The 19104-nt window shown below is 44.2% G+C and carries 20 protein-coding genes and 1 pseudogene; 11 read left to right on the top strand and 10 right to left on the bottom strand.

The features are described 5' to 3' along the window. From B7X71_RS03415 to B7X71_RS03440, 6 genes and pseudogenes are all read left to right on the top strand, one after another. Window positions 1-1191, top strand: a 1191-nt coding sequence (locus tag B7X71_RS03415; protein ID WP_293600198.1) for a sensor domain-containing diguanylate cyclase, incomplete at its 5' end; no start/stop codon positions are given. Between the two features lie 133 nt (window positions 1192-1324). After that, on the top strand, window positions 1325-2188 hold the full coding sequence (locus tag B7X71_RS03420; protein ID WP_293597441.1) for an HD domain-containing phosphohydrolase: 864 nt from the start codon (window positions 1325-1327) through the stop codon (window positions 2186-2188). A gap of 468 nt (window positions 2189-2656) precedes the next feature. Further along, window positions 2657-2863 (top strand): hypothetical protein, encoded by a 207-nt coding sequence (locus B7X71_RS03425; RefSeq protein ID WP_293597442.1) that lies wholly within the window; start codon window positions 2657-2659, stop codon window positions 2861-2863. A gap of 292 nt (window positions 2864-3155) precedes the next feature. Next, window positions 3156-3287 (top strand): annotated as a pseudogene (locus B7X71_RS03430) (cyclic pyranopterin monophosphate synthase MoaC); the annotation flags it as partial. Between the two features lie 259 nt (window positions 3288-3546). Continuing rightward, window positions 3547-4005 carry a DUF2844 domain-containing protein gene (locus B7X71_RS03435; RefSeq protein WP_293597443.1) on the top strand — a complete coding sequence of 153 codons (459 nt, stop codon included), beginning with the start codon at window positions 3547-3549 and terminating at the stop codon, window positions 4003-4005. 66 nt (window positions 4006-4071) lie between these two features. After that, window positions 4072-5223 (top strand): DUF3443 family protein, encoded by a 1152-nt coding sequence (locus B7X71_RS03440; protein WP_293597444.1) that lies wholly within the window; start codon window positions 4072-4074, stop codon window positions 5221-5223. Between the two features lie 66 nt (window positions 5224-5289). Here B7X71_RS03440 and B7X71_RS03445 read toward each other — a convergent pair whose 3' ends face one another. From B7X71_RS03445 to B7X71_RS03475, 7 genes are all read right to left on the bottom strand, one after another. Then, window positions 5290-5787 (bottom strand): pilin, encoded by a 498-nt coding sequence (locus tag B7X71_RS03445; protein ID WP_293597445.1) that lies wholly within the window; start codon window positions 5785-5787, stop codon window positions 5290-5292. A 121-nt stretch (window positions 5788-5908) separates the two neighbouring features. Beyond that, window positions 5909-6616 (bottom strand): TerC family protein, encoded by a 708-nt coding sequence (locus tag B7X71_RS03450; protein ID WP_293597446.1) that lies wholly within the window; start codon window positions 6614-6616, stop codon window positions 5909-5911. Between the two features lie 83 nt (window positions 6617-6699). Then, on the bottom strand, window positions 6700-7593 hold the full coding sequence (gene sucD, locus B7X71_RS03455) for a succinate--CoA ligase subunit alpha (protein WP_293597447.1): 894 nt from the start codon (window positions 7591-7593) through the stop codon (window positions 6700-6702). Between the two features lie 15 nt (window positions 7594-7608). Next, complete coding sequence (gene sucC / locus B7X71_RS03460; RefSeq protein ID WP_215354929.1) at window positions 7609-8778, bottom strand: ADP-forming succinate--CoA ligase subunit beta; 1170 nt, start codon at window positions 8776-8778, stop codon at window positions 7609-7611. A 119-nt stretch (window positions 8779-8897) separates the two neighbouring features. Next, the gene (locus B7X71_RS03465; protein ID WP_293597448.1) at window positions 8898-9434 is read right to left on the bottom strand and encodes a regulatory protein RecX; all 537 of its coding nucleotides are present in this window, start codon (window positions 9432-9434) and stop codon (window positions 8898-8900) included. A 7-nt stretch (window positions 9435-9441) separates the two neighbouring features. Further along, window positions 9442-10530, bottom strand: coding sequence for a recombinase RecA (gene recA / locus B7X71_RS03470; RefSeq protein WP_293597449.1), 1089 nt, complete (start codon window positions 10528-10530; stop codon window positions 9442-9444). Window positions 10531-10648: 118 nt separating this feature from the next. Next, the gene (locus B7X71_RS03475) at window positions 10649-11185 is read right to left on the bottom strand and encodes a DUF2878 domain-containing protein (protein WP_293597450.1); all 537 of its coding nucleotides are present in this window, start codon (window positions 11183-11185) and stop codon (window positions 10649-10651) included. Between the two features lie 319 nt (window positions 11186-11504). Here B7X71_RS03475 and B7X71_RS03480 point away from each other — a divergent pair, with 319 nt between their 5' ends. The 4 genes from B7X71_RS03480 to B7X71_RS03495 are packed head-to-tail and all read left to right on the top strand — an operon-like array spanning window position 11505 to window position 17358. Then, window positions 11505-12959 (top strand): N-6 DNA methylase, encoded by a 1455-nt coding sequence (locus B7X71_RS03480; RefSeq protein ID WP_293597451.1) that lies wholly within the window; start codon window positions 11505-11507, stop codon window positions 12957-12959. Next, the gene (locus tag B7X71_RS03485) at window positions 12956-14113 is read left to right on the top strand and encodes a restriction endonuclease subunit S (RefSeq protein WP_293597452.1); all 1158 of its coding nucleotides are present in this window, start codon (window positions 12956-12958) and stop codon (window positions 14111-14113) included. The genes B7X71_RS03480 and B7X71_RS03485 overlap by 4 nt, the downstream gene beginning before the upstream one ends. Before the next feature lie 2 nt (window positions 14114-14115). Continuing rightward, a complete protein-coding gene (gene hsdR / locus B7X71_RS03490; protein ID WP_293597453.1) occupies window positions 14116-16431 on the top strand; it encodes an EcoAI/FtnUII family type I restriction enzme subunit R in 2316 nt (771 codons plus the stop codon). Between the two features lie 3 nt (window positions 16432-16434). Further along, a complete protein-coding gene (locus B7X71_RS03495; protein ID WP_293600199.1) occupies window positions 16435-17358 on the top strand; it encodes a DUF4238 domain-containing protein in 924 nt (307 codons plus the stop codon). Between the two features lie 3 nt (window positions 17359-17361). On the opposite strand, the gene B7X71_RS03500 is transcribed toward B7X71_RS03495, so the two are convergent. Both B7X71_RS03500 and B7X71_RS03505 read right to left on the bottom strand, forming a co-directional pair. Next, entirely contained in the window at window positions 17362-17688 is a 327-nt protein-coding gene (locus B7X71_RS03500) for a hypothetical protein (RefSeq protein WP_293600200.1), read from the bottom strand. A gap of 2 nt (window positions 17689-17690) precedes the next feature. Beyond that, window positions 17691-17993 carry a hypothetical protein gene (locus tag B7X71_RS03505; protein ID WP_293600201.1) on the bottom strand — a complete coding sequence of 101 codons (303 nt, stop codon included), beginning with the start codon at window positions 17991-17993 and terminating at the stop codon, window positions 17691-17693. A gap of 106 nt (window positions 17994-18099) precedes the next feature. Between B7X71_RS03505 and B7X71_RS03510 the strand changes: the two genes are divergently transcribed. After that, entirely contained in the window at window positions 18100-18453 is a 354-nt protein-coding gene (locus B7X71_RS03510; protein ID WP_293600202.1) for a MarR family transcriptional regulator, read from the top strand. A gap of 371 nt (window positions 18454-18824) precedes the next feature. Here the strand turns inward: B7X71_RS03510 and B7X71_RS03515 are convergent, their stop codons facing one another. Further along, window positions 18825-19055, bottom strand: coding sequence for a hypothetical protein (locus B7X71_RS03515; RefSeq protein ID WP_293600203.1), 231 nt, complete (start codon window positions 19053-19055; stop codon window positions 18825-18827). Window positions 19056-19104 lie beyond the last annotated feature (49 nt).

The raw sequence follows: 19104 nt of genomic DNA on the forward strand, positions 1-19104 counted from the left end.
GTAGCAACCTACGTTGATGCCAAAGGTAAAGTCATCAACTTTTCTCGCTCTTATCCGGCGCCGCAAATAGACCTTTCCGAGCGTGATTATTTTCAGTTTCTTAGCAAAACGAGTACTGATGCCGTGTTCTATAGCAAGCCTGTGCACAACAAAGGCAATGGAAAGTGGGTGTTTTACTTAGCAAAACGCATTATTGGAGCTAATGAGCAGTTTATAGGTTTAGCCATAACTGGCATATCGGTCGAAACTTTCTCACAGCTTTATGAGGCAGTCGGCAATAACCTTGGAGTCGGCGCTGCAATTGCACTCTTTAAAGATGATCAAACCCTTCTCGCCAGGTGGCCTCATACCGAAGAGCGGATCGGTAAGATCAATAAGAACGTAGCCCTTAATAAAGTCATACAAAACCCAGAGCTATTTGGCCAGGTTTTCATAACCAATGCCGCTAGTGAAATTGGTGATGGAGCAAGCGTAAAGCGTTTGCTGTCCTTCAGAAAATCTTCTCAATATCCATTTATCATCGCCATTGCAGCAGATGAGCAGCTGTATGCTAGTGCTTGGCGAAAGAGCACTCTGAATATTGCTTACACCTTATTCCTCGGCTTAGCTGTCATCCTTATCGCCACTATCTTATTGCTAAAATCAATAAAACTTTCTTCAAAGCACCTCCACTTAGCAAACCACGACCCACTTACCCAGTTACCCAATCGACTCTTACTGACAGAGCGCTTAAAGTTAGCCATCTCGCTTGCGCATCGCAATAAAACGAAATTGGCTGTGATCTTTATTGACTTGGATAATCTTAAGAGAATCAACGATTTAGAGGGGCATGCATCAGGTGATGAAGCAATTAAAACTGCTGCCAGTCGTTTACTGAGCGCCGTTCGAGCATCGGATACAGTGGCTCGTATTGGCGGCGATGAGTTTGTCGTGGTGTTGAGTCATATCGATTCCACAGAAGGTGCGCAATTAGTAGCAGAAAAAATAAGGACGCTCATTTTGGAGCCATTGCGTATTGAGGGTAAGACGCTCATTACAGGGGCTAGTATTGGTATAGCTATTTATCCTGAGCATGGGGAAGATGAAGCCACTCTTAGCTCTAATGCTGATAAAGCCATGTACTACGCCAAGTTCAATGGGAAAAATCAAGTTCAGCTCTTTGAAGATAACTTAGAGACCAAGAGGCCATAGTGACTATTTTTTGAAGTGAGATTATAAAAATCGTAACAGTCACTGTCTTTTTTAATCAAGTAGCACCAAGGTTGGGTTTATAGGCAGCAATCAACGCAACCTTTTTATATCCATACTGAAAGCGCAGGCCCTTATGTCAAAAAAAATTAATCCGATCAAGAGACTCAATTTTATTTTGATTGTCAGCATCTGTATTGGCGAAGCATTGATTATGTTTTTAATACCCTATTTTGGAGCGCTATCAACCCTCGCCTCTGTCATTCTGGACGTGGCTCTGCTTACGCTCATTACCATTCCAGTTGTAATGTGGTTGGTGACTAAACCAATGAATCAATATCTTCATGATCTAGAGTCTGCCAAACATACAATTTCTGTAAGAGAAGATCAGATGCTCGTCGCATTAAATGCTTTATCCAAGGCAAAGGATGATGCGACTGGCGGTCATAGTATGCGCACCCAAAAATATGTTCGGGTTTTAGCAAATCGACTAAAAAGTATGGGTCACCATACGCAAACCCTGACTGAGGAACATATTGACAGATTGATCAAGGTGGCGCCACTGCATGATTTGGGCAAGGTGGGTATTCCGGATCACATACTCAACAAAGAGGGCCGATTCACGGAGGAGGAGCGAGAGCTCGTCTATGGTCACCCGATGATTGGAGAATCTATTTTGATTGCATCGCAGTCAGAAGAGGTTGAAATGGAGTTAATTTCTACTGCTATTAAGGTAACCGGGGCACACCATGAGAAGTGGGATGGTTCGGGTTACCCTAGGAATTTACGAGGAGAAGAAATCCCCATCGAGGCACGCATTATGACGGTTGCTGATGTATTTGATGCATTAATTACTAATAGACCCTACAAAAAACGCTGGACTATGGATGAGGTCTATAGCGAGATCGTTACTAATAGTGGCACTGCTTTTGATCCGATTGTTGTGCAGGCTTTTATTGCAGAGCGTCAAACCTTTGAAACGATTGCTAGTAAATATTAAACACATGCTTTCATGGTGGCTCTGAGCGGTAAGCGGTCTTACTGCCACATAAATTAATTAAAAGGCCAGTGTTTGTCACAGCATTCCTTGTGGTGGTAGACCAAAAAAAATGTACTTTGGGATCTGCTATTACCCTAACTAGTGTTTTGATAAATACTTCATATTTATCTAGTGTTGCCATAAGTATTCCGACTTACCCCACCCTACTGCTCGTTAACTATGGATGCTAGCTCTTGCCGCTCAAATAGTAATTTTGCTGCTACCTCAACTTCTTGCATTGCCCTATCAAGACCTAATACCGGTCGATAAGGGTGCTGAAGTAGAGTCAACCGTATTAGCAACTGCAAGCGCTTTTGCTTTACATAATATCTCTACAAACATGTCATGCTAATAGTGGGGATTGTTTCACGACACCCTAGAGATCTCTAGCTAATGAAACTTCTAACTACAACACTATAAGGGGTAAATATGAACAACACTAACCCAGCAGATGATTACTCAGATCACACAGAAGATGTCCCCACCCTTTCCGCAAGATTCACCGCAAAAAGAGCTATATCCAATGCCATTACCCAGGCAAAAATTACCGATGGGACATACAAGCCACAAAAAATTATTTGCAGATTTACACCCAGCGGGTCATTCAGCAAGTGGCTTGATCAAGATGCAGATTAGAGGCTAAGTCAAAGTACAACGTGTGTATGCTTAGTTTTTTGCCGGGCGCTCTTTACGGGATACCTCAAGACACCCCCCGTATACAGTCTTGAGTTGTCCAGTCGCCACCCCTATGTACCCACCTGCCTAAGGCATAGATAAAGAAATCACATATTTAATTGATGAAATTTCTATACAGGTCTGATGTGGATTATGCTTGACCTAACGTTGTCCTTATTGGACTAATTTTTTAACCCGATAGGTTTAGGTTTCAGTTGTTTTAATTTCTTAGTTCTATGTTTTTACTAGGTTTCTTACTGCAGTCCAAGTAGCCCTCCTCACAATTTATGACATGGCCAAAGCGGTTGATAGAGGCATGGTGATGGGTGATGTCCACCTGCTGGAGAAAAGTGGCGGGAATTCAGGGGAGTGGAAGGTTGGCTAGAGGGAATGTAAAACCTTCATCCTGACAGCTATTTAGAAGAGGTGAGGCCCCCATTAAGCTTAGCCCCAGGCACCCCTCCTATCGATGGATGCACACATATGTTTTTGCAACTCGCCCCACCCCAAGCATCTCCAGAGGGTTATTAAGTAAAGCCTGATAGTCATAGCAAATCCTGATCATTAAGCTCATACTGGGTACTAGTTGCCAAAGAAAATATTGGCACCTTTAGCTAAATTTTAGAGCTCATGCTGAGAACAACTTGACTATCAAAAAACGCTATACCCAAATTTCTACTGCCCTAATCCTTTCCGCACTCCTCATTCCAAGCATCTCGAGAGCAGAATTGGGCGGTAATGCGGCTTCAGTATTGGCGGAACAAAAGGAGTTTGGCTCTCTGTTAACTACTGATACAAAGAATGGCACTACGGTCTATATACAAACTCTAGCATCTGGAACTATTCTTAAAGAATTTCTCTCAAGTACTGGGGTTGTTTATGCAGTGAGTTGGAGTGGTCCAAGCCTTCCAAACCTGCAGATCATTTTGGGTAGCTATTTCAAAAACTACCTCGCGGCACTGAAACAGTCTCGCGGTTCAATTTTTAGCACTACTGAAAATGTTGTGATTCAGTCATCCGGGATGATGGGTGCATTTCAGGGATTTGCCTTTTTACCCAAACAAGCTCCGTCCGATTTCACTACCAGCAGCCTTGGGCAATGAAGTTCTCCTTCTCGCGCAACAAAATTAGTGTTTGCCTCCTGCTACTCATGTTGGCCTCATGCGGAGGTGGGGGCGGAGACACTGCATCTAACAACTCCGGTTCGATACCCCCCCATCCAGGCAAATGAGTACTTTAGTAACAATCTCGCCCCAAATGCGATCAGCCTTAGCGTGCAAAATATTTACGGGAATGATGTCAATCTCCCTTACGTGAGTATCAAGATCTGTGAGCCCGGCACAACTCAATGTCAAACGATTAGCAATATCCTTCTAGATACTGGCTCAACAGGCCTTAGAGTCCTTTCTTCAACGCTTGGAACATTGCAATTAACTCCTCAAACTTATGGAGATGCACCTGTTGTAGAGTGCGCCACCTTTATATCTGGAGTTACTTGGGGGCCAGTCAAAGCAGCTGATATCAAGATGAGTTCGGAGCTAGCTAGCACCATCCCAATCCAAGTCATCGCTGACCCCAATTACCTCACCACTCCGACCGGCTGCAGCAATGGCTTACCCTCCCTACAATCAACTTCAACCTTAAAAGCGAATGGCATTCTTGGGATAGGCCTATTAATTTCAGATGGCCAAAGTTACTATGCTTGCCCATCAAATCAAACATCAAACTGTGTAGCAATCACCTTGGCAGCAAGCTCACAGGTTCAGAATCCAGTTGCTGCATTTGCAATCAACAACAATGGTGTTGTGATGCAATTACCCGGTATCAGCACCTCAGGGGCAGGCACCACCACTGGATCTTTATATTTTGGAATTGATACTCAATCCAATAATTCCTCAAATGGCGCAAGTATTATTCCCACCAATAGCTCTGGCTTATTCGTTACCGAATTTAATGGTGTTAACTATAGGCAAAGTTTTATAGATAGCGGCAGCAATGGCTTATTTTTCCCGGCAGGCAATCAAGCCGCCACATTAAAAACTTGCACTTATAGTATTGGGTTTTATTGCCCTGCCACCACACAGTCCTATGTGGCCACGGTTCCACTTCAAAATTTTATGACCGGTACGATCAACTTTTCAATAGCCAACGCAGATGCCTTAGTAAGTACTGGCAACACTGCATTTTCTAACTTAGGCGGTATATTAGAAAATCGATTTGACTGGGGTTTGCCATTTTTTTATGGAAAATCGGTGTACTTTGGCATTACTGGTAGGGCCAGTAATAATGCAGTTGGCCCCTACTACGCATACATAAACTAATTCTAGTTTTACAAGAATATGCTGCCAATTCGGCAGCATATTTGCATTCCTACGGCGCCCCTGAATCTATTTAGTGAGGCGGCACTCTGAAGGTAATAATTGTGGCAGTAAATTCGTCTCAGTAGACCGGCAAGACCAACCACCAGCCCAAGTTGATCCTTCTGGCTTGGATAGATCAATCGCCTTGGGAACATTAGCATCTGGGTCATTCGTTGGAATGAGATGTAGTGTGTTTTTATTGTCGGGTGCCACATTGTTCTGAAAGTCAATGGCAATAGAACCAGAAGGCGTGATCTCAATTAACTTCACGCTTCGCGTGGGCACAAAGGTAAAGGAGCCCTGGGTTGCCTCATCCATTGGCACAGTGCCTCTGCTAGCAAAAGCTTCTGTCACTGCCAGCTTAGCGCCAGAGGACAGATTCATACCTTCTACGAGGCGGCTACGCGCGATGTAATCCTGGTATTGAGGAACTGCGACTGCCACCAAGATGCCGATGATAGCTACAACTACCATTACCTCAATTAGAGTAAATCCAGAATCGCGTTGCTGATCTTGCTTGGGCATTTTTATTGGCTCCTGAGGTTAAATCCCTCATCATCCAGTCTATACCCAACACACTCAAGATGTCCAAATGTAAGAAAAGCCGGCTTTTAGGGCCGGCTTTTCTGATTAACGCGAAAGAAAATTAGTGCGCTTCTTTAGCAGCATTCTTTTTCTTAAAATACGTGCCAACTAAAATCACAATCGCAATACCAACCACTTCAAAAGCTAGCTTTGCATCCCCCAGCGCAGCCTGAATGCTGTCTTTGATTGCTGGATCATCTACCAACATGCCGCCAGCTAAGAAACCTAACAGGCCTGCACCTAGAGTGATAATGATTGGGAAACGCTCCATCACCTTTAACAACATTGCGCTACCAAAAATAATCAATGGAATGGACATTCCCAAACCAATAATCAGGAGCAAGAGACGAGTTTCTTCAGGGCCTTTTTGGGCAGCTGCTGCAACTGCCAAAACGTTATCCAAGCTCATTACCAAGTCGGCAATTAAGATTGTGCGAATAGCGGCCCAGATACTAGTCTTAGCCTCCATGTGCTCCTCGCCACCGCTATCAGACAAAAGCTGAATACCGATATAAAGTAGTAGCAGGCCACCGATAATTTTTAAGTACGGCAGGGTTAATAAAGCAACTGCAGTAATCGTGAGCACGACACGCAAGATGATGGCTGCAGCGCTACCCCAAAAAATGGCTTTCTTTTGTTGAGCAGGCGGCAAATTGCGGGATGCTAAAGCAATCACAACGGCGTTGTCACCAGATAACAAAATATTGGCAACGATGATTGAGAGTAATGCCGCCCAAAAAGCTGCGTCTGAAAATGCTGAAAAATCCATAATGTCTCCGTACTTTTATATATTTTAGTTTTAACTACTGGGTGCTACAAAAAACATGCCGACGAATCGGCATGTTTCTATGATTACAACATGGCTTTGAGCAAAGCAGCCATTTCTGAAGGATTTCTTGTTACCTTAAAGCCACATTCCTCCATAACCGCAAGCTTAGCATCAGCCGTATCAGCGCCTCCAGAAATCAATGCGCCAGCATGGCCCATACGCTTACCAGGAGGAGCTGTGACACCTGCAATAAAGCCAACCACTGGCTTCTTCATATTGGCTTTACACCAGCGAGCTGCCTCAGCTTCATCTGGACCACCAATTTCGCCAATCATAATGACCGCATCAGTGTCAGGGTCTTCGTTAAACATACGCATCACATCAATATGCTTCAAGCCATTGATTGGGTCGCCGCCGATACCTACTGCTGTGGACTGACCTAAACCAATTGCTGTCAATTGACCAACCGCTTCATAAGTCAAAGTACCTGAGCGGCTAACTACACCGATGCGGCCCTTTTTATGAATATGACCAGGCATGATGCCGATCTTGATTTCGTCGGGTGTAATGATTCCAGGGCAATTTGGGCCAAGTAACAAAGTCTTCTTACCACCAGCAGCTTCTTTTGCATGCATCTTGTTACGTACCTCCAACATATCCTTGACCGGAATGCCTTCAGTAATACAGATCACAAAATCCAGGTCAGCTTCAACAGCCTCCCAGATTGCAGCAGCAGCACCAGGAGGTGGAACATAAATTACAGAAGTGGTGGCACCAGTTTGCTGAGCAGCTTCTTTTACAGTTCCATAAATTGGAATATTAAAAATAGACTCGCCTGCTTTTTTAGGATTGACACCAGCTACAAAACAGTTTTTTCCATTTGCATATTCCTGGCACTTCTCAGTGTGGAATTGACCGGTCTTACCAGTAATACCTTGAGTAATTACTTTAGTATTTTTATTTACCAAAATAGACATATTAAAGTTCCTTGATTATTTGTTTTTCGCAACAGCAGCAACTACCTTAGTAGCAGCTTCTGCCATTGAATCGGCGCTAATGATTGGCAAGCCAGAGTCCGCAAGAATCTTCTTACCCAATTCCTCATTGGTACCCTTCATTCGCACAACCAAAGGTACAGTCAAGTTCACCGCTTTACATGCAGTAACTACGCCATCAGCGATCACGTCGCAACGCATGATGCCGCCAAAAATATTGACCAAAATTGCTTCAACGCTCTTGTTCTTAAGCATGATCTTGAATGCTTCTGTTACTTTTTCTGCAGTTGCGCCACCACCAACGTCCAAGAAGTTTGCTGGCTCGCCGCCAAATAACTTGATGGTATCCATCGTAGCCATTGCTAAGCCGGCACCGTTCACCAAGCAACCAATGTTGCCATCAAGCGAGATGTAAGCCAAATCAAACTTAGAGGCTTCGATCTCAGCTGCATCTTCTTCATCGATATCGCGATACGCCACGATTTCTGGATGACGATACAAGGCATTCGGATCGAAATTGAATTTAGCATCAAGCGCCTTGATCTTGCCGTTGCCTTCAAGAATCAATGGGTTGATCTCAACCAATGACGCATCGGTTTCCCAATAAGTCTTGTACAAATTCTTGAACACATCGCTAGCCATTGGAATAGAAGCATCTGGAACCCCAATGCCTTTCGCAATAATCTGGCAATCAGCGTCAGTTAAGCCAATTAATGGATCAACAAAAACTTTAATAATTTTTTCTGGATGAGATTCTGCAACCTCTTCAATATCCATGCCGCCTTCGCTGGACGCCATGATCACATTCTTTTGTGTGCCACGGTCGGTAACAATACTGAAGTAGTACTCTTTTTTAATATCTGCGCCATCTTCAATTAAGAGGCGATTTACTTTTTGACCTTCTGGACCAGTTTGATGGGTCTTCAACTGCATACCCAAAATTTCAGAAGCGTACTTTTTCACTTCGTCCATGCTTCGTGCTAATTTGACGCCACCGCCTTTACCACGACCACCCGCATGAATTTGTGCCTTAACAACCCAGACTGGACCGCCTAATTTTTCAGCGGCTTTAATTGCCTCATCAACACTAAATGCAGGGATGCCATTTGGAACTGGCACATTAAATTGGCGTAGTAATTCTTTGCCTTGGTACTCGTGAATTTTCATTATTACTCCCGAAACGGTATCTTTTGCAAGCGATGAGGATTAGTAAAGTCGGTTTAGCCGACTCCATAAGTCTATCATGCTGCAATGCGGCAACATGGCCTATTTGCTCCGTAATTGCCCTAGTCAGGACGGCCGGCGACTACCTTGGAAACTATATCTGAGCTGAAGCCCTTGGAAGCCAGAAAGCGGTACTGGCGAGCACGCTCCTTTTGCTCCGTTGCTAATGCACCAAACTTACGTAGCCATAGCTCATGAGCACGTTGATATTCTGTTGCTTTCAGATTCTTAAGTAGATCCGCCGTCTTTGAACTATCCACCCCAGCTTGTGCAAGCTCATCCTGTATTTTTCGAGCACCAAACCGCTCGCTACGGCGACGAACCAGCGCTTCTGCAAAGCGTTGATCGGAAAGCCAGCCACGAGCCTCAAAATCATCTAAAACAGCTTCAATCTGGACGGCCAACGGAATTGCTGGGATCACATCCTCAAAATCCTCATTGAGAGTCTGGAATTTCAGCATCCTTGCCGCAGATTCTTCGAGCTTCGCTGCCAGCCCCTTGCGACTGTACTCTCGCATGGATAAAAGGCGTAAAGCCCGAGCTTTGAGACTCGGGCTTTGTTTTTTACTTTTTTTAACGGTGCCGCCTAATTCTGACATTGACGAATTACGCTTCCTCTTCTTCGCTCAAAACGTCGCTGACTACTGCTGTGCCAGCCTTAACGCCCAACTTCGCACGAATCTTGGCTTCAATGTCTTTAGCAATGGCTGGATTCTCTTTTAAGAACTCGCGCACATTGTCTTTTCCTTGACCAATGCGATCACCGTTGTAGGCATACCAAGAGCCTGACTTTTCAACGATATCGGCTTCAACACCCATATCGATAATTTCACCTTCTCGGGAAATTCCTGCGCCGTACATGATGTCAAAGATGGCTTCGCGGAATGGCGGAGATACTTTGTTCTTCACTACCTTCACACGAGTCTCGTTACCGACCACTTCATCGCCCTTCTTGATGCTGCCGATACGACGGATATCCAAACGCATAGATGCGTAGAACTTGAGCGCATTACCGCCGGTGGTCGTTTCAGGCGAACCAAACATCACACCAATCTTCATACGAATCTGGTTAATAAAGATGACTGTTGTATTGGTGCGCTTAATCGCGCCAGTCAGCTTACGCAAGGCTTGGCTCATCAGGCGAGCCTGTAAGCCTGGCAATGAATCGCCCATATCACCTTCGATCTCCGCTCTTGGAACCAAGGCTGCTACGGAGTCAATGACGATTAAATCAATAGAGCCAGAGCGCACTAAAGCGTCAGCAATTTCCAAAGCTTGCTCGCCAGTATCTGGCTGAGAGATCAACAAATTATTTACATCTACACCTAGACGTGAGGCGTACTGAACATCTAAAGCATGCTCAGCATCGATAAAGGCACAAGTTCCACCAATCTTTTGCATCTCTGCAATCGCATGCAAAGTTAATGTTGTCTTGCCTGAAGATTCTGGGCCATAAATTTCAATCACGCGCCCACGAGCTAAACCGCCAACTCCAAGCGCAATATCTAAACCCAATGAACCGCTGGAAACTACCTGAATATCTTGATGAATCTCTGCATCGCCCAATCTCATGATTGAGCCCTTACCAAATTGCTTCTCAATTTGCGCCAAGGCTGCAGTCAATGCCTTTTGCTTGTCTCCGCTCATACCGTCAAATTCTGATGAGGCTGATTTTTTCTTATCATCCAAGGCCATTTTTTAATTCCTTTTCGCTATGTATTGGGCTATTTCCCGAAGTTTTCGTGCTTTTCAACAACTCAGAAGTTACTGTATATAAAAACAGTACTATTTGCAAGCGGCTTTTTAAAGGAATTTACGGATTTTTTACTAGGCCACCCTTGATTGAGGAGGTGCGATCCCAGTAGAAAAAGAGAGGTATAGCAACACCCCAAGCCAGTCCAAGCAGGATAAGGCCGCCAATTTGGCCATTAGCGCCCCATGCTCCAGCGCCCATTCTGACCCCAGCCTCGTAGGACATGGGCCCAGCAATAGCGCCCAGAACCACTCCTAGGATAGATCTACCGCGTAACCAAGCCAAAGAGCTATTAATGGTGCTGGCGACTAGGGCCCAAAGAGTCCACATCCATACCGGCGAGAGATAGGCGCTGGGCCAGGAGTTTTCAAAGCTTAAAAAGCCCCAATTAGCCATTAGGGTGTCGACTGCCACCCCAAATAGAGCTGCCTTGAGGAGCAGTTTTAGCTCCGAAATAGGTCGTGGTGCAAACCAGATATGAATTGCAAGATAGAGCAAAGTAGCCACTACGGGCCAAAAGACCTGTTGACTGGCCGCCCCAATAACGCAGGCAAACCAACCAACTTGGAAAAGGACGAAATTCCAAAATTTAGCCATCGATCGAACCCAAGCGATATTACCTAAGAAAAAGGCCACTGCCGATGGGCAATGGCCTCTTGATATGGTGGCGAATCAGGGATGCAAACAACGCTCTCAAGCACTTGATTTATATGGTATTAGGTAGGTACAAAGCCAATACTTACACACAGTTTTACACACACATTTCAAGGCTACCCACCCCTTTTTAAGCCAAGGGTAGCTAATTCACCTAAACCACCACTATATAGAAGGAACGGTACTTCTTTGCCATGGTTACCTAGGGGATTTCACCTTCGACCAACTATTATTCTAAAAACCATATCAATAAAGGCATTTAATGTTTGAAGCAGCTTTTCGCAATCTAGATGACACCTTACGCAAGGATGCAGGTTGCTCCAGTGAGCTGGACTACATTGAAGCTACTTCTTGGCTGCTATTTCTCAAGTATTTGGATGACTTTGAGAACGACAAAGTAAGCGCTGCCAAACTTAATGGCGAAACTTATACCCGACTGGTTAGCGATGAGTTCAAGTGGACTACTTGGGCAGCCCCCAAAACAGCGGACGGCAAGATTGACTACAACAAGGCATTAACTGGCGAAGATTTGAAGGAATTTGTCGATAACAAGCTTTTTCCCTACCTGAAGAAGTTTAGGGCAGACGCCGAAAGCGCCGATACCTTGCAATACAAGATTGGCGAAATCTTCCATGAGCTAAAGAACAAGATTCAGAGCGGCTACACCATGCGCGAAGCCATTAACAAGATTGATGAGCTGAAGTTCCGCAGCAATGAAGATAAGCATGAGATGAGTAGCTTGTACGAAGACAAAATTAAGAATATGGGCAACGCTGGTCGCAATGGCGGTGAATACTACACTCCGCGCCCCCTAATTAAGACCATCGTCAAAGTAGTTAATCCGAAGCTCGGAGACAAGGTATATGACGGAGCAGTTGGTAGCGCAGGGTTCTTGTGTGAAGCCTATGAATACCTTCGCAATAGCAAAGAGTTGAGCGCTAAGGAGTTCGAGCAACTACAGCGTAAAACCTTTTACGGAAAAGAAAAGAAGTCGCTCGCATACATCATTGGTGTAATGAATATGATTCTGCATGGCATCGAAGCGCCAAACATCATGCACACCAATACACTTGGCGAAAGCTTGCAAGACATACAAGCCAAAGATCAAGTTGACATCATTCTTGCGAATCCACCCTTTGGTGGCAATGAACGCGCCGAAGTACAGGAAAATTTTCCAATCCGTACGAGTGCCACAGAATTATTATTTCTTCAGCACTTTATTAAAATTCTGAAGGTAGGCGGACGTTGTGGTGTAGTGATCAAGAACACTTTTCTTAGTAATACCGACAACGCTAGCGTAGCTATCAGAAAGCAGTTACTTGAAGAGTGCGACCTATACGCTGTGCTTGAATTGCCAGCAGGAGCATTCACAGGTACAGGTGTTAAAACAGTTGTTCTATTCCTTGAAAAGGGTAGATCCACTCAAAAAGTTTGGTACTACTCGCTCAATCTTGGAAGAAATTTAGGCAAGACCAATAGTCTCAATGAGCGTGATCTTGAAGAATTTTTAACGTTATCAGCCACTCAAGCTGAAACTGAAAACTCTTGGTGCGTTGATGTCTCAAATATTAATACGGAAACTTGGGATCTAACAGCCAATAATCCAAACGTAAAAGACATATCAGACAAGCGAACTCCCGAAGAAATTTTGGCAGAAATTGAAGAATTTGATTTAGATGCAACAGCAGCAATTGCAGCAATCAAGGAGCTGATTTGAATTGGAAAACAGTTCCCCTTGGTGATTTATGTGAAGTACTGGATAGCAAAAGAAAGCCAATCTCCAAGAGAAATCGTACTGAAGGCATTTACCCATACTACGGGGCTACTGGCATTGTTGATTATCTGAATGATTACATCTTTGATGATAAGTTAGTACTTATAGGTGAAGATGGCGCGAAATGGGGCAGTGGTGATATGACTGCATTTATTGCCCAAGGAAAGTATTGGGTCAATAATCATGCTCATGTTCTTAAACCATTTGAAAATGTCCTGTTAGATGAGTGGCTTGTCTATTATTTTTATTACAAAGACCTAAAAGAGTATGTGTCGGGCTTAACAGTACCAAAGCTAAACCAAGGGCAGCTAAAACTTATCCCAATTCCACTCCCATCAATTTTGACGCAAAAGAAAATCGTCGAAAAAATTAATGCTATCTTTATTGAAATTGACAAGGCAATAACGGCTACTCAGGCTAACATCAAGAATTCTGAAGCACTGTTTGATAGTGGGCTGGAATTATTTCTCAATGCCCAAAGAGATGGGTGGATTGAGAATATAAAGCCACTTTCTGAGTTGTGCGAATTAATAGTGGACTGTGAGCACAAGACAGCGCCAACCCAGTCTGACGGCTTTCCTTCCATCAGAACTCCCAATATCGGAAAAGGCAAACTCTTACTTGATAATGTTTATAGAGTTTCAGAAGAGACCTACACTGAATGGACTAAACGCGCACAACCCCGCGCGGGAGATCTAATCCTTGCAAGAGAAGCGCCTGCAGGAAACGTCGCAGTCATACCTGAAAATATAAAGGTATGCTTAGGTCAAAGAACCGTCTTAATTCGTCCACGCCCTGATATATTTATGCCAAATTTTTTAGCATTCATGCTACTTCAGCCAAATATTCAGGCAAAACTCTTAGCTCATTCGCGTGGCGCAACCGTGCAGCATGTGAACATGAAAGATATTAGAGCGCTCAATATAGGTAGCATTCCACCGCTTTTAGTTCAGAGAAAAATTATTTCATATATTCAAACGATCGATAACGAAGCTGAGATACTTCAAGCAAGTTATAAGCAAAAATTGATTGCCCTAAGCAAATTAAAAAATTCAATCTTACGACAAGCCTTCAATGGCGAACTTGTTAAGGACTAGCAATGAATGAAGCCGATACCCGCGCCGAGTTAATTGATGTGCAACTGCGTGATGCTGGCTGGGGGGTAGTTCCTGAAACCAAGATCCATCGCGAGTTCCCAATTAATGCTGGCGAAATTCGCGCAGGCGGCATTCGTGCTGGGCAAATGAAGGCTGACTACGTTCTTTCCTATAAAAACAGAAAGATTGCGGTAGTTGAAGCGAAAAGCGATCAAGTTGAAGTTGGTGAAGGTGTGGCTCAGGCTAAGCTTTATGGAGATAAGCTGCAGACTGGTACAACTTACTCTGCCAATGGTCGCCACATATATGAGATCTGTCTTCAGACAGGCAAAGAAGGATTGGTAAACGACTTCCCAACTCCCGACGCTCTTTGGCACAAGACCTTTGGCGACAGGAATGAGTGGCTTGAGAAATTCAACGTCATACCATTTGAAGATGTAAATGGTTCAAAGCAAGCTCGCTACTACCAAGAAATCGCCGTAAACCGAGTCATGGAAGCGGTTACCGATAACAAAAACCGTATCTTGCTTACCTTGGCTACTGGGACAGGCAAAACCTTCGTAGCATTCCAAATCGCATGGAAGCTATTCCAAGCTCGCTGGAATCTACAACGTGATGGCAAACGCGCCCCACGCATCCTATTTTTGGCGGATAGAAATATTCTTGCTAATCAAGCTTACTTAGACTTTGGCGCTTTCAAAGAAGATGCCTTGGTTCGTATCAACCCAAGTCAAATCAGCAAGCGTGGCGAAGTGCCAATGAATGGCAGCATCTTCTTCACGATATTTCAAACATTTATGAGTGGCGCTGAAGGCAAGCCATACTTTGGCGAGTATCCAGCCGACTTCTTTGACTTCATCATTGTTGACGAGTGCCACCGCGGGGGCGCGAATGACGAAAGCTCATGGAGAGAGATTCTTGAGTATTTCAGTCCAGCCTACCAACTTGGTTTAACAGCTACCCCGAAGCGTGTTGATAACGCTGATACCTACAAGTACTTCGGTGAGCCAGTCTATAAATACAGCCTTAAAGAAGGTGTGCAAGACGGCTTCCTAACCCCATTTAAGGTAAGGCGCATTCAGACCACCATGGATGAATACGTCTACACGCCTGACGATGAAGTACTTGAAGGTGAAGTTGAAGAAGGCAAGGTCTATACAGAGAGTGACTTCAATAAAAAGATCGTCATTGAAGCTCGGGAGAGAAAACGTGTCCAAGACATGTTTGCCAATATCAATCCCAATGAGAAAACAATCGTCTTTTGCGCGAACCAAGCTCATGCCGCAATGGTTAGGGACTTAATTAACCAAGAGTCCCCAATCAAGCGACCCGATTACTGTGTTCGAGTTACCGCTAATGATGGCGCAATTGGGGATATGCACCTTCGCCAGTTCCAAGATAACTTTAAACAGCTCCCAACGATCCTAACGACCAGTCAGAAGCTCAGCACTGGGGTAGATGCTAGAAACGTCCGTAACGTCGTTTTAATGCGTCCTGTGAACAGCATGATTGAGTTCAAACAGATCATAGGGCGTGGCACTCGTTTATTCGAAGGCAAGCACTACTTCACGATTCTTGATTTTGTTAATGCCTATCATTTGTTTAATGATCCCGAGTGGGATGGTGAGCCTGAGTCAGATATTGATACCACTGATCAACCACCACGAACAACTACGCCACCAAAAGATAAGCCCGAGATTATTGGCGAACCCGAAGATCAAGTAGCCAAGAAAGTTCGAATCAAGCTAAGCGATGGCAAAGAGCGTGAGATTCAAAGCATGGCTTCAACCATGTTCTACGTAGATGGAAAGCCAATCAGCGCCCAAGAGTTCGTACAGCGCCTATTTAATGCTTTAAAGCTGCCTGAGATCTTTGGTAGCGAAGAAGGATTGCGTAAGCTATGGGCAAGCCCTATCACCCGTAAAGAGCTTCTAAACAAGCTTGAAAAGGAAGGTTGCTCCAAGTCTGATCTGATTAAGCTTCAAGAGATGATTAATGCCGAGAATAGCGATCTCTTTGATGTTCTTGAATACATAAGCTATGCAAGACGACCCATTACCCGAGAAGATCGGGTTAAGGCTGCTGAGACCAACATCTATACACTGCTCAATGAGAAGCAAAGGGACTTTATTGGCTTCATTCTTCGAAACTACGTTCAGGATGGTGTGGATGAGCTGGATATTGCCAAACTAAGCACGATCATCAAATCAAAATATGGTGGCATTCCCGAAGCCGAAACTGCACTTGGCAATGTAGACGAGATCAGCAAGCTGTTTATTGATTTCCAGCATCACCTTTACGAGCTGAAAATAGCATAGGAGATGAATGAGCCTAGAAGGCATCATTATTTGCCGCAATGCTACTTAAAGGGATTTTGCATACACCCCAAGAAAAGGCAACTTTTCGTAGTTGATGCAAAGCAACAGGCATCGTTCACCACCAATATTTCCAATATTGCTCAGGAAAGGGACTTTAATCGGATTGCGATTGAAGGGATTGATCCAAATTACATTGAAAAAGAAATCTCTAAATTTGAATCGGATGTATCGATTGCTATCAATAACATCGTTGAAAATGGCGCATTTATAAAAAACACTAAAGATCTAATTCTTAATTTGATTGCGCTTTTAGCAATCCGTAGCCCCCAAAGACGAGAACAATTTACTGGGTTTCATAGTGATGTAGTCGATAGAATTTTGGACATTTCATTAGCAACTGAAGATCGATGGAATCAGAGTCAGAGCAAGCATCCGACGGAAAAACATGTCTCTTATAAAGAAGCTAAAGAATTTTATGAAAGCAAGAAATTTAAGGTTTCACTCACAAATGAGTATTTAATTGAAACAGAGTTCAAATTAGCTGATGCAATCTTGCCTTATTTACACGCTAGAAACTGGCAGCTAGTTACGACGCGCGGAAATGACAATGTATTCATCACATCCGATAATCCAGTAAAACTGGCTTGGGATAATCCCGACAGCATTCCACCATTCTTTAGAGAGAGTCCCGGATTTGGCTTGCCTAATACGACGGTTTATTTCCCATTAACCAAAAATCATTTCCTTATAGGTCGATTTGATAAGCCTTCGGGCTACATTGAAGGCAGCCATGCCTTGGTGTGCGCTAGCAACGGTCAAACAATTGGCTATACGCGTGCTCAAATCTTCTCCCCTTCGAGTGATGCACGAGTTTTTGGTGAAGATAAAAAAGTAATGAAGGTTGGGGATATTTTTAAAGCCCCATAATTACTACTCGCTGAAAGGCTCTCGGCTAAACACTGGGGCTGACTCAACCTTCTCCCTAGGGATGCGAGTTCGACTGTGAGACTGCTCGCTCTGCACCGCTGCTTCAAAAGCTGCAGCTTGCCTTACTTCTTCTTCCCTAACCCGAACTAGCTCAGCAGCAGGCATGAGCTGTCCTGATGCCATTAAAGCTGCCAGCTTGGGATTGTTAGTACCGTACTTGGCAAATCTCTTTTGATCGGCGAGCAATTGATCACGCTCTTCCTTGAACTGCTCACCCCAAGACTTTAGGGACTTAGGGCTCACTCTCCCCACAAATTCAATATCACCCACGTTTACCATCCCTTCACTTGCGGAGCTTGGGGAGCTTGTCTAGGTGTATTGATGGTCGTGTTGGGTTGCGTCTGAATAGGGGCTGTAGAAGTGCCTTGGTACGCGCCCGACGGACTATAGAAGCTAGTCTGCCCATTGTCAGTTTGAAATGACTGGGTATTTTGACCTTGAGCGTTGTACACGTTCGTCACGCCACTTGGAGATGTTTGGGTGTAGCCCTTGTATTGCCCATTAGCGTCATATATGGCTTGAGCAAAGATAGGGGTAGAAAGCAAAGTAAGGGCAATTAATTCAAGATTCTTCATTCCCATATCCTAACTCCCATATATTTTGCAGTCTACTCAAACATACCCAAATAATCATGAAGGACTAAATTTATTGACATGGAGCAATTGCATATTTTGACCTTTGATGGACAATCCATTCTCAATGTCAGAACCAAATAGCTACCTAAAGTTTCTCGAAAAACTTCAAGCCAAGAAGTCCAGTCTTAGTCTAAGCCCAACAGAAACTAAGCTTTTGCATGCTGTCGCTCAAGCCCAAGATAATGGGGACATACTCCAAGTAAAGGATCTGCTAGCGCTTGGGGAAATTGCGTCACAAGCAACTCTCCATGGATCACTAAAAAAACTGGTGGAAAAGAAGCTGTTGACCACCAAAGCAGATAAGGTTGATGGCAGAGTGAAGCATGTTCAGCTTACAAAACTCGGGAATAAGTACTTCAGTGATTTAAGTGATGCGCTGGTAATGGCTACAAAAAAGTAGATTTACCCTACCCGTAACATCCCCGTCCTTGGTAATGACCCTTACCGTGAACTTACCGTTCTTTGATAGCTATCCCGAGTTTTTGCACATGTACGCGCACGCGCGAGAAGGTGGTATTTCAGGAAGAAACCTTAGGGTAATCATAGGGTAATTTAACTCGATACCCTACCCGTAAACTCCCCGTCCTATTGGGCGCGACCCTTGGTGCAACCTTGACGTTCTTTCTTGGGGAGCTTGGCAACCAAAGCAATCATCGGGCGATATTGTCGAATCACCCTTGCCGTAACCTTGCCGTCTTTTTAACTAACGCCCTATGGGTAACCTTGGGGTACTTTTAGCCTACCCTTAGTGCGACCTTAGTGTTCTTTGAGCTACCCAATGAACGAGCAAGCCTGATTAATAAGCGTATTCAGATCTCTTTGGAGAAAAGCGAGTCCTAGCAGGGTCTCGCTGTTTTCTTCTTCCGAATCACCATGAGACAGCGTTAGGTCAGCTACAACCTTTGCATGATGCGAGTACCACATCACAAAGCGTCTAGCAGCTTCTTGGTCTTTAAAGTTGACTGTGTAGTTTTGCATTTCGATCTTTAATGGTTTACTCATAATGACACCCCCCTAAAAGTATTAAAGCTATATAAGTTAAATAAGTAGT

The organism is Polynucleobacter sp. 39-46-10, assembly GCF_002282275.1.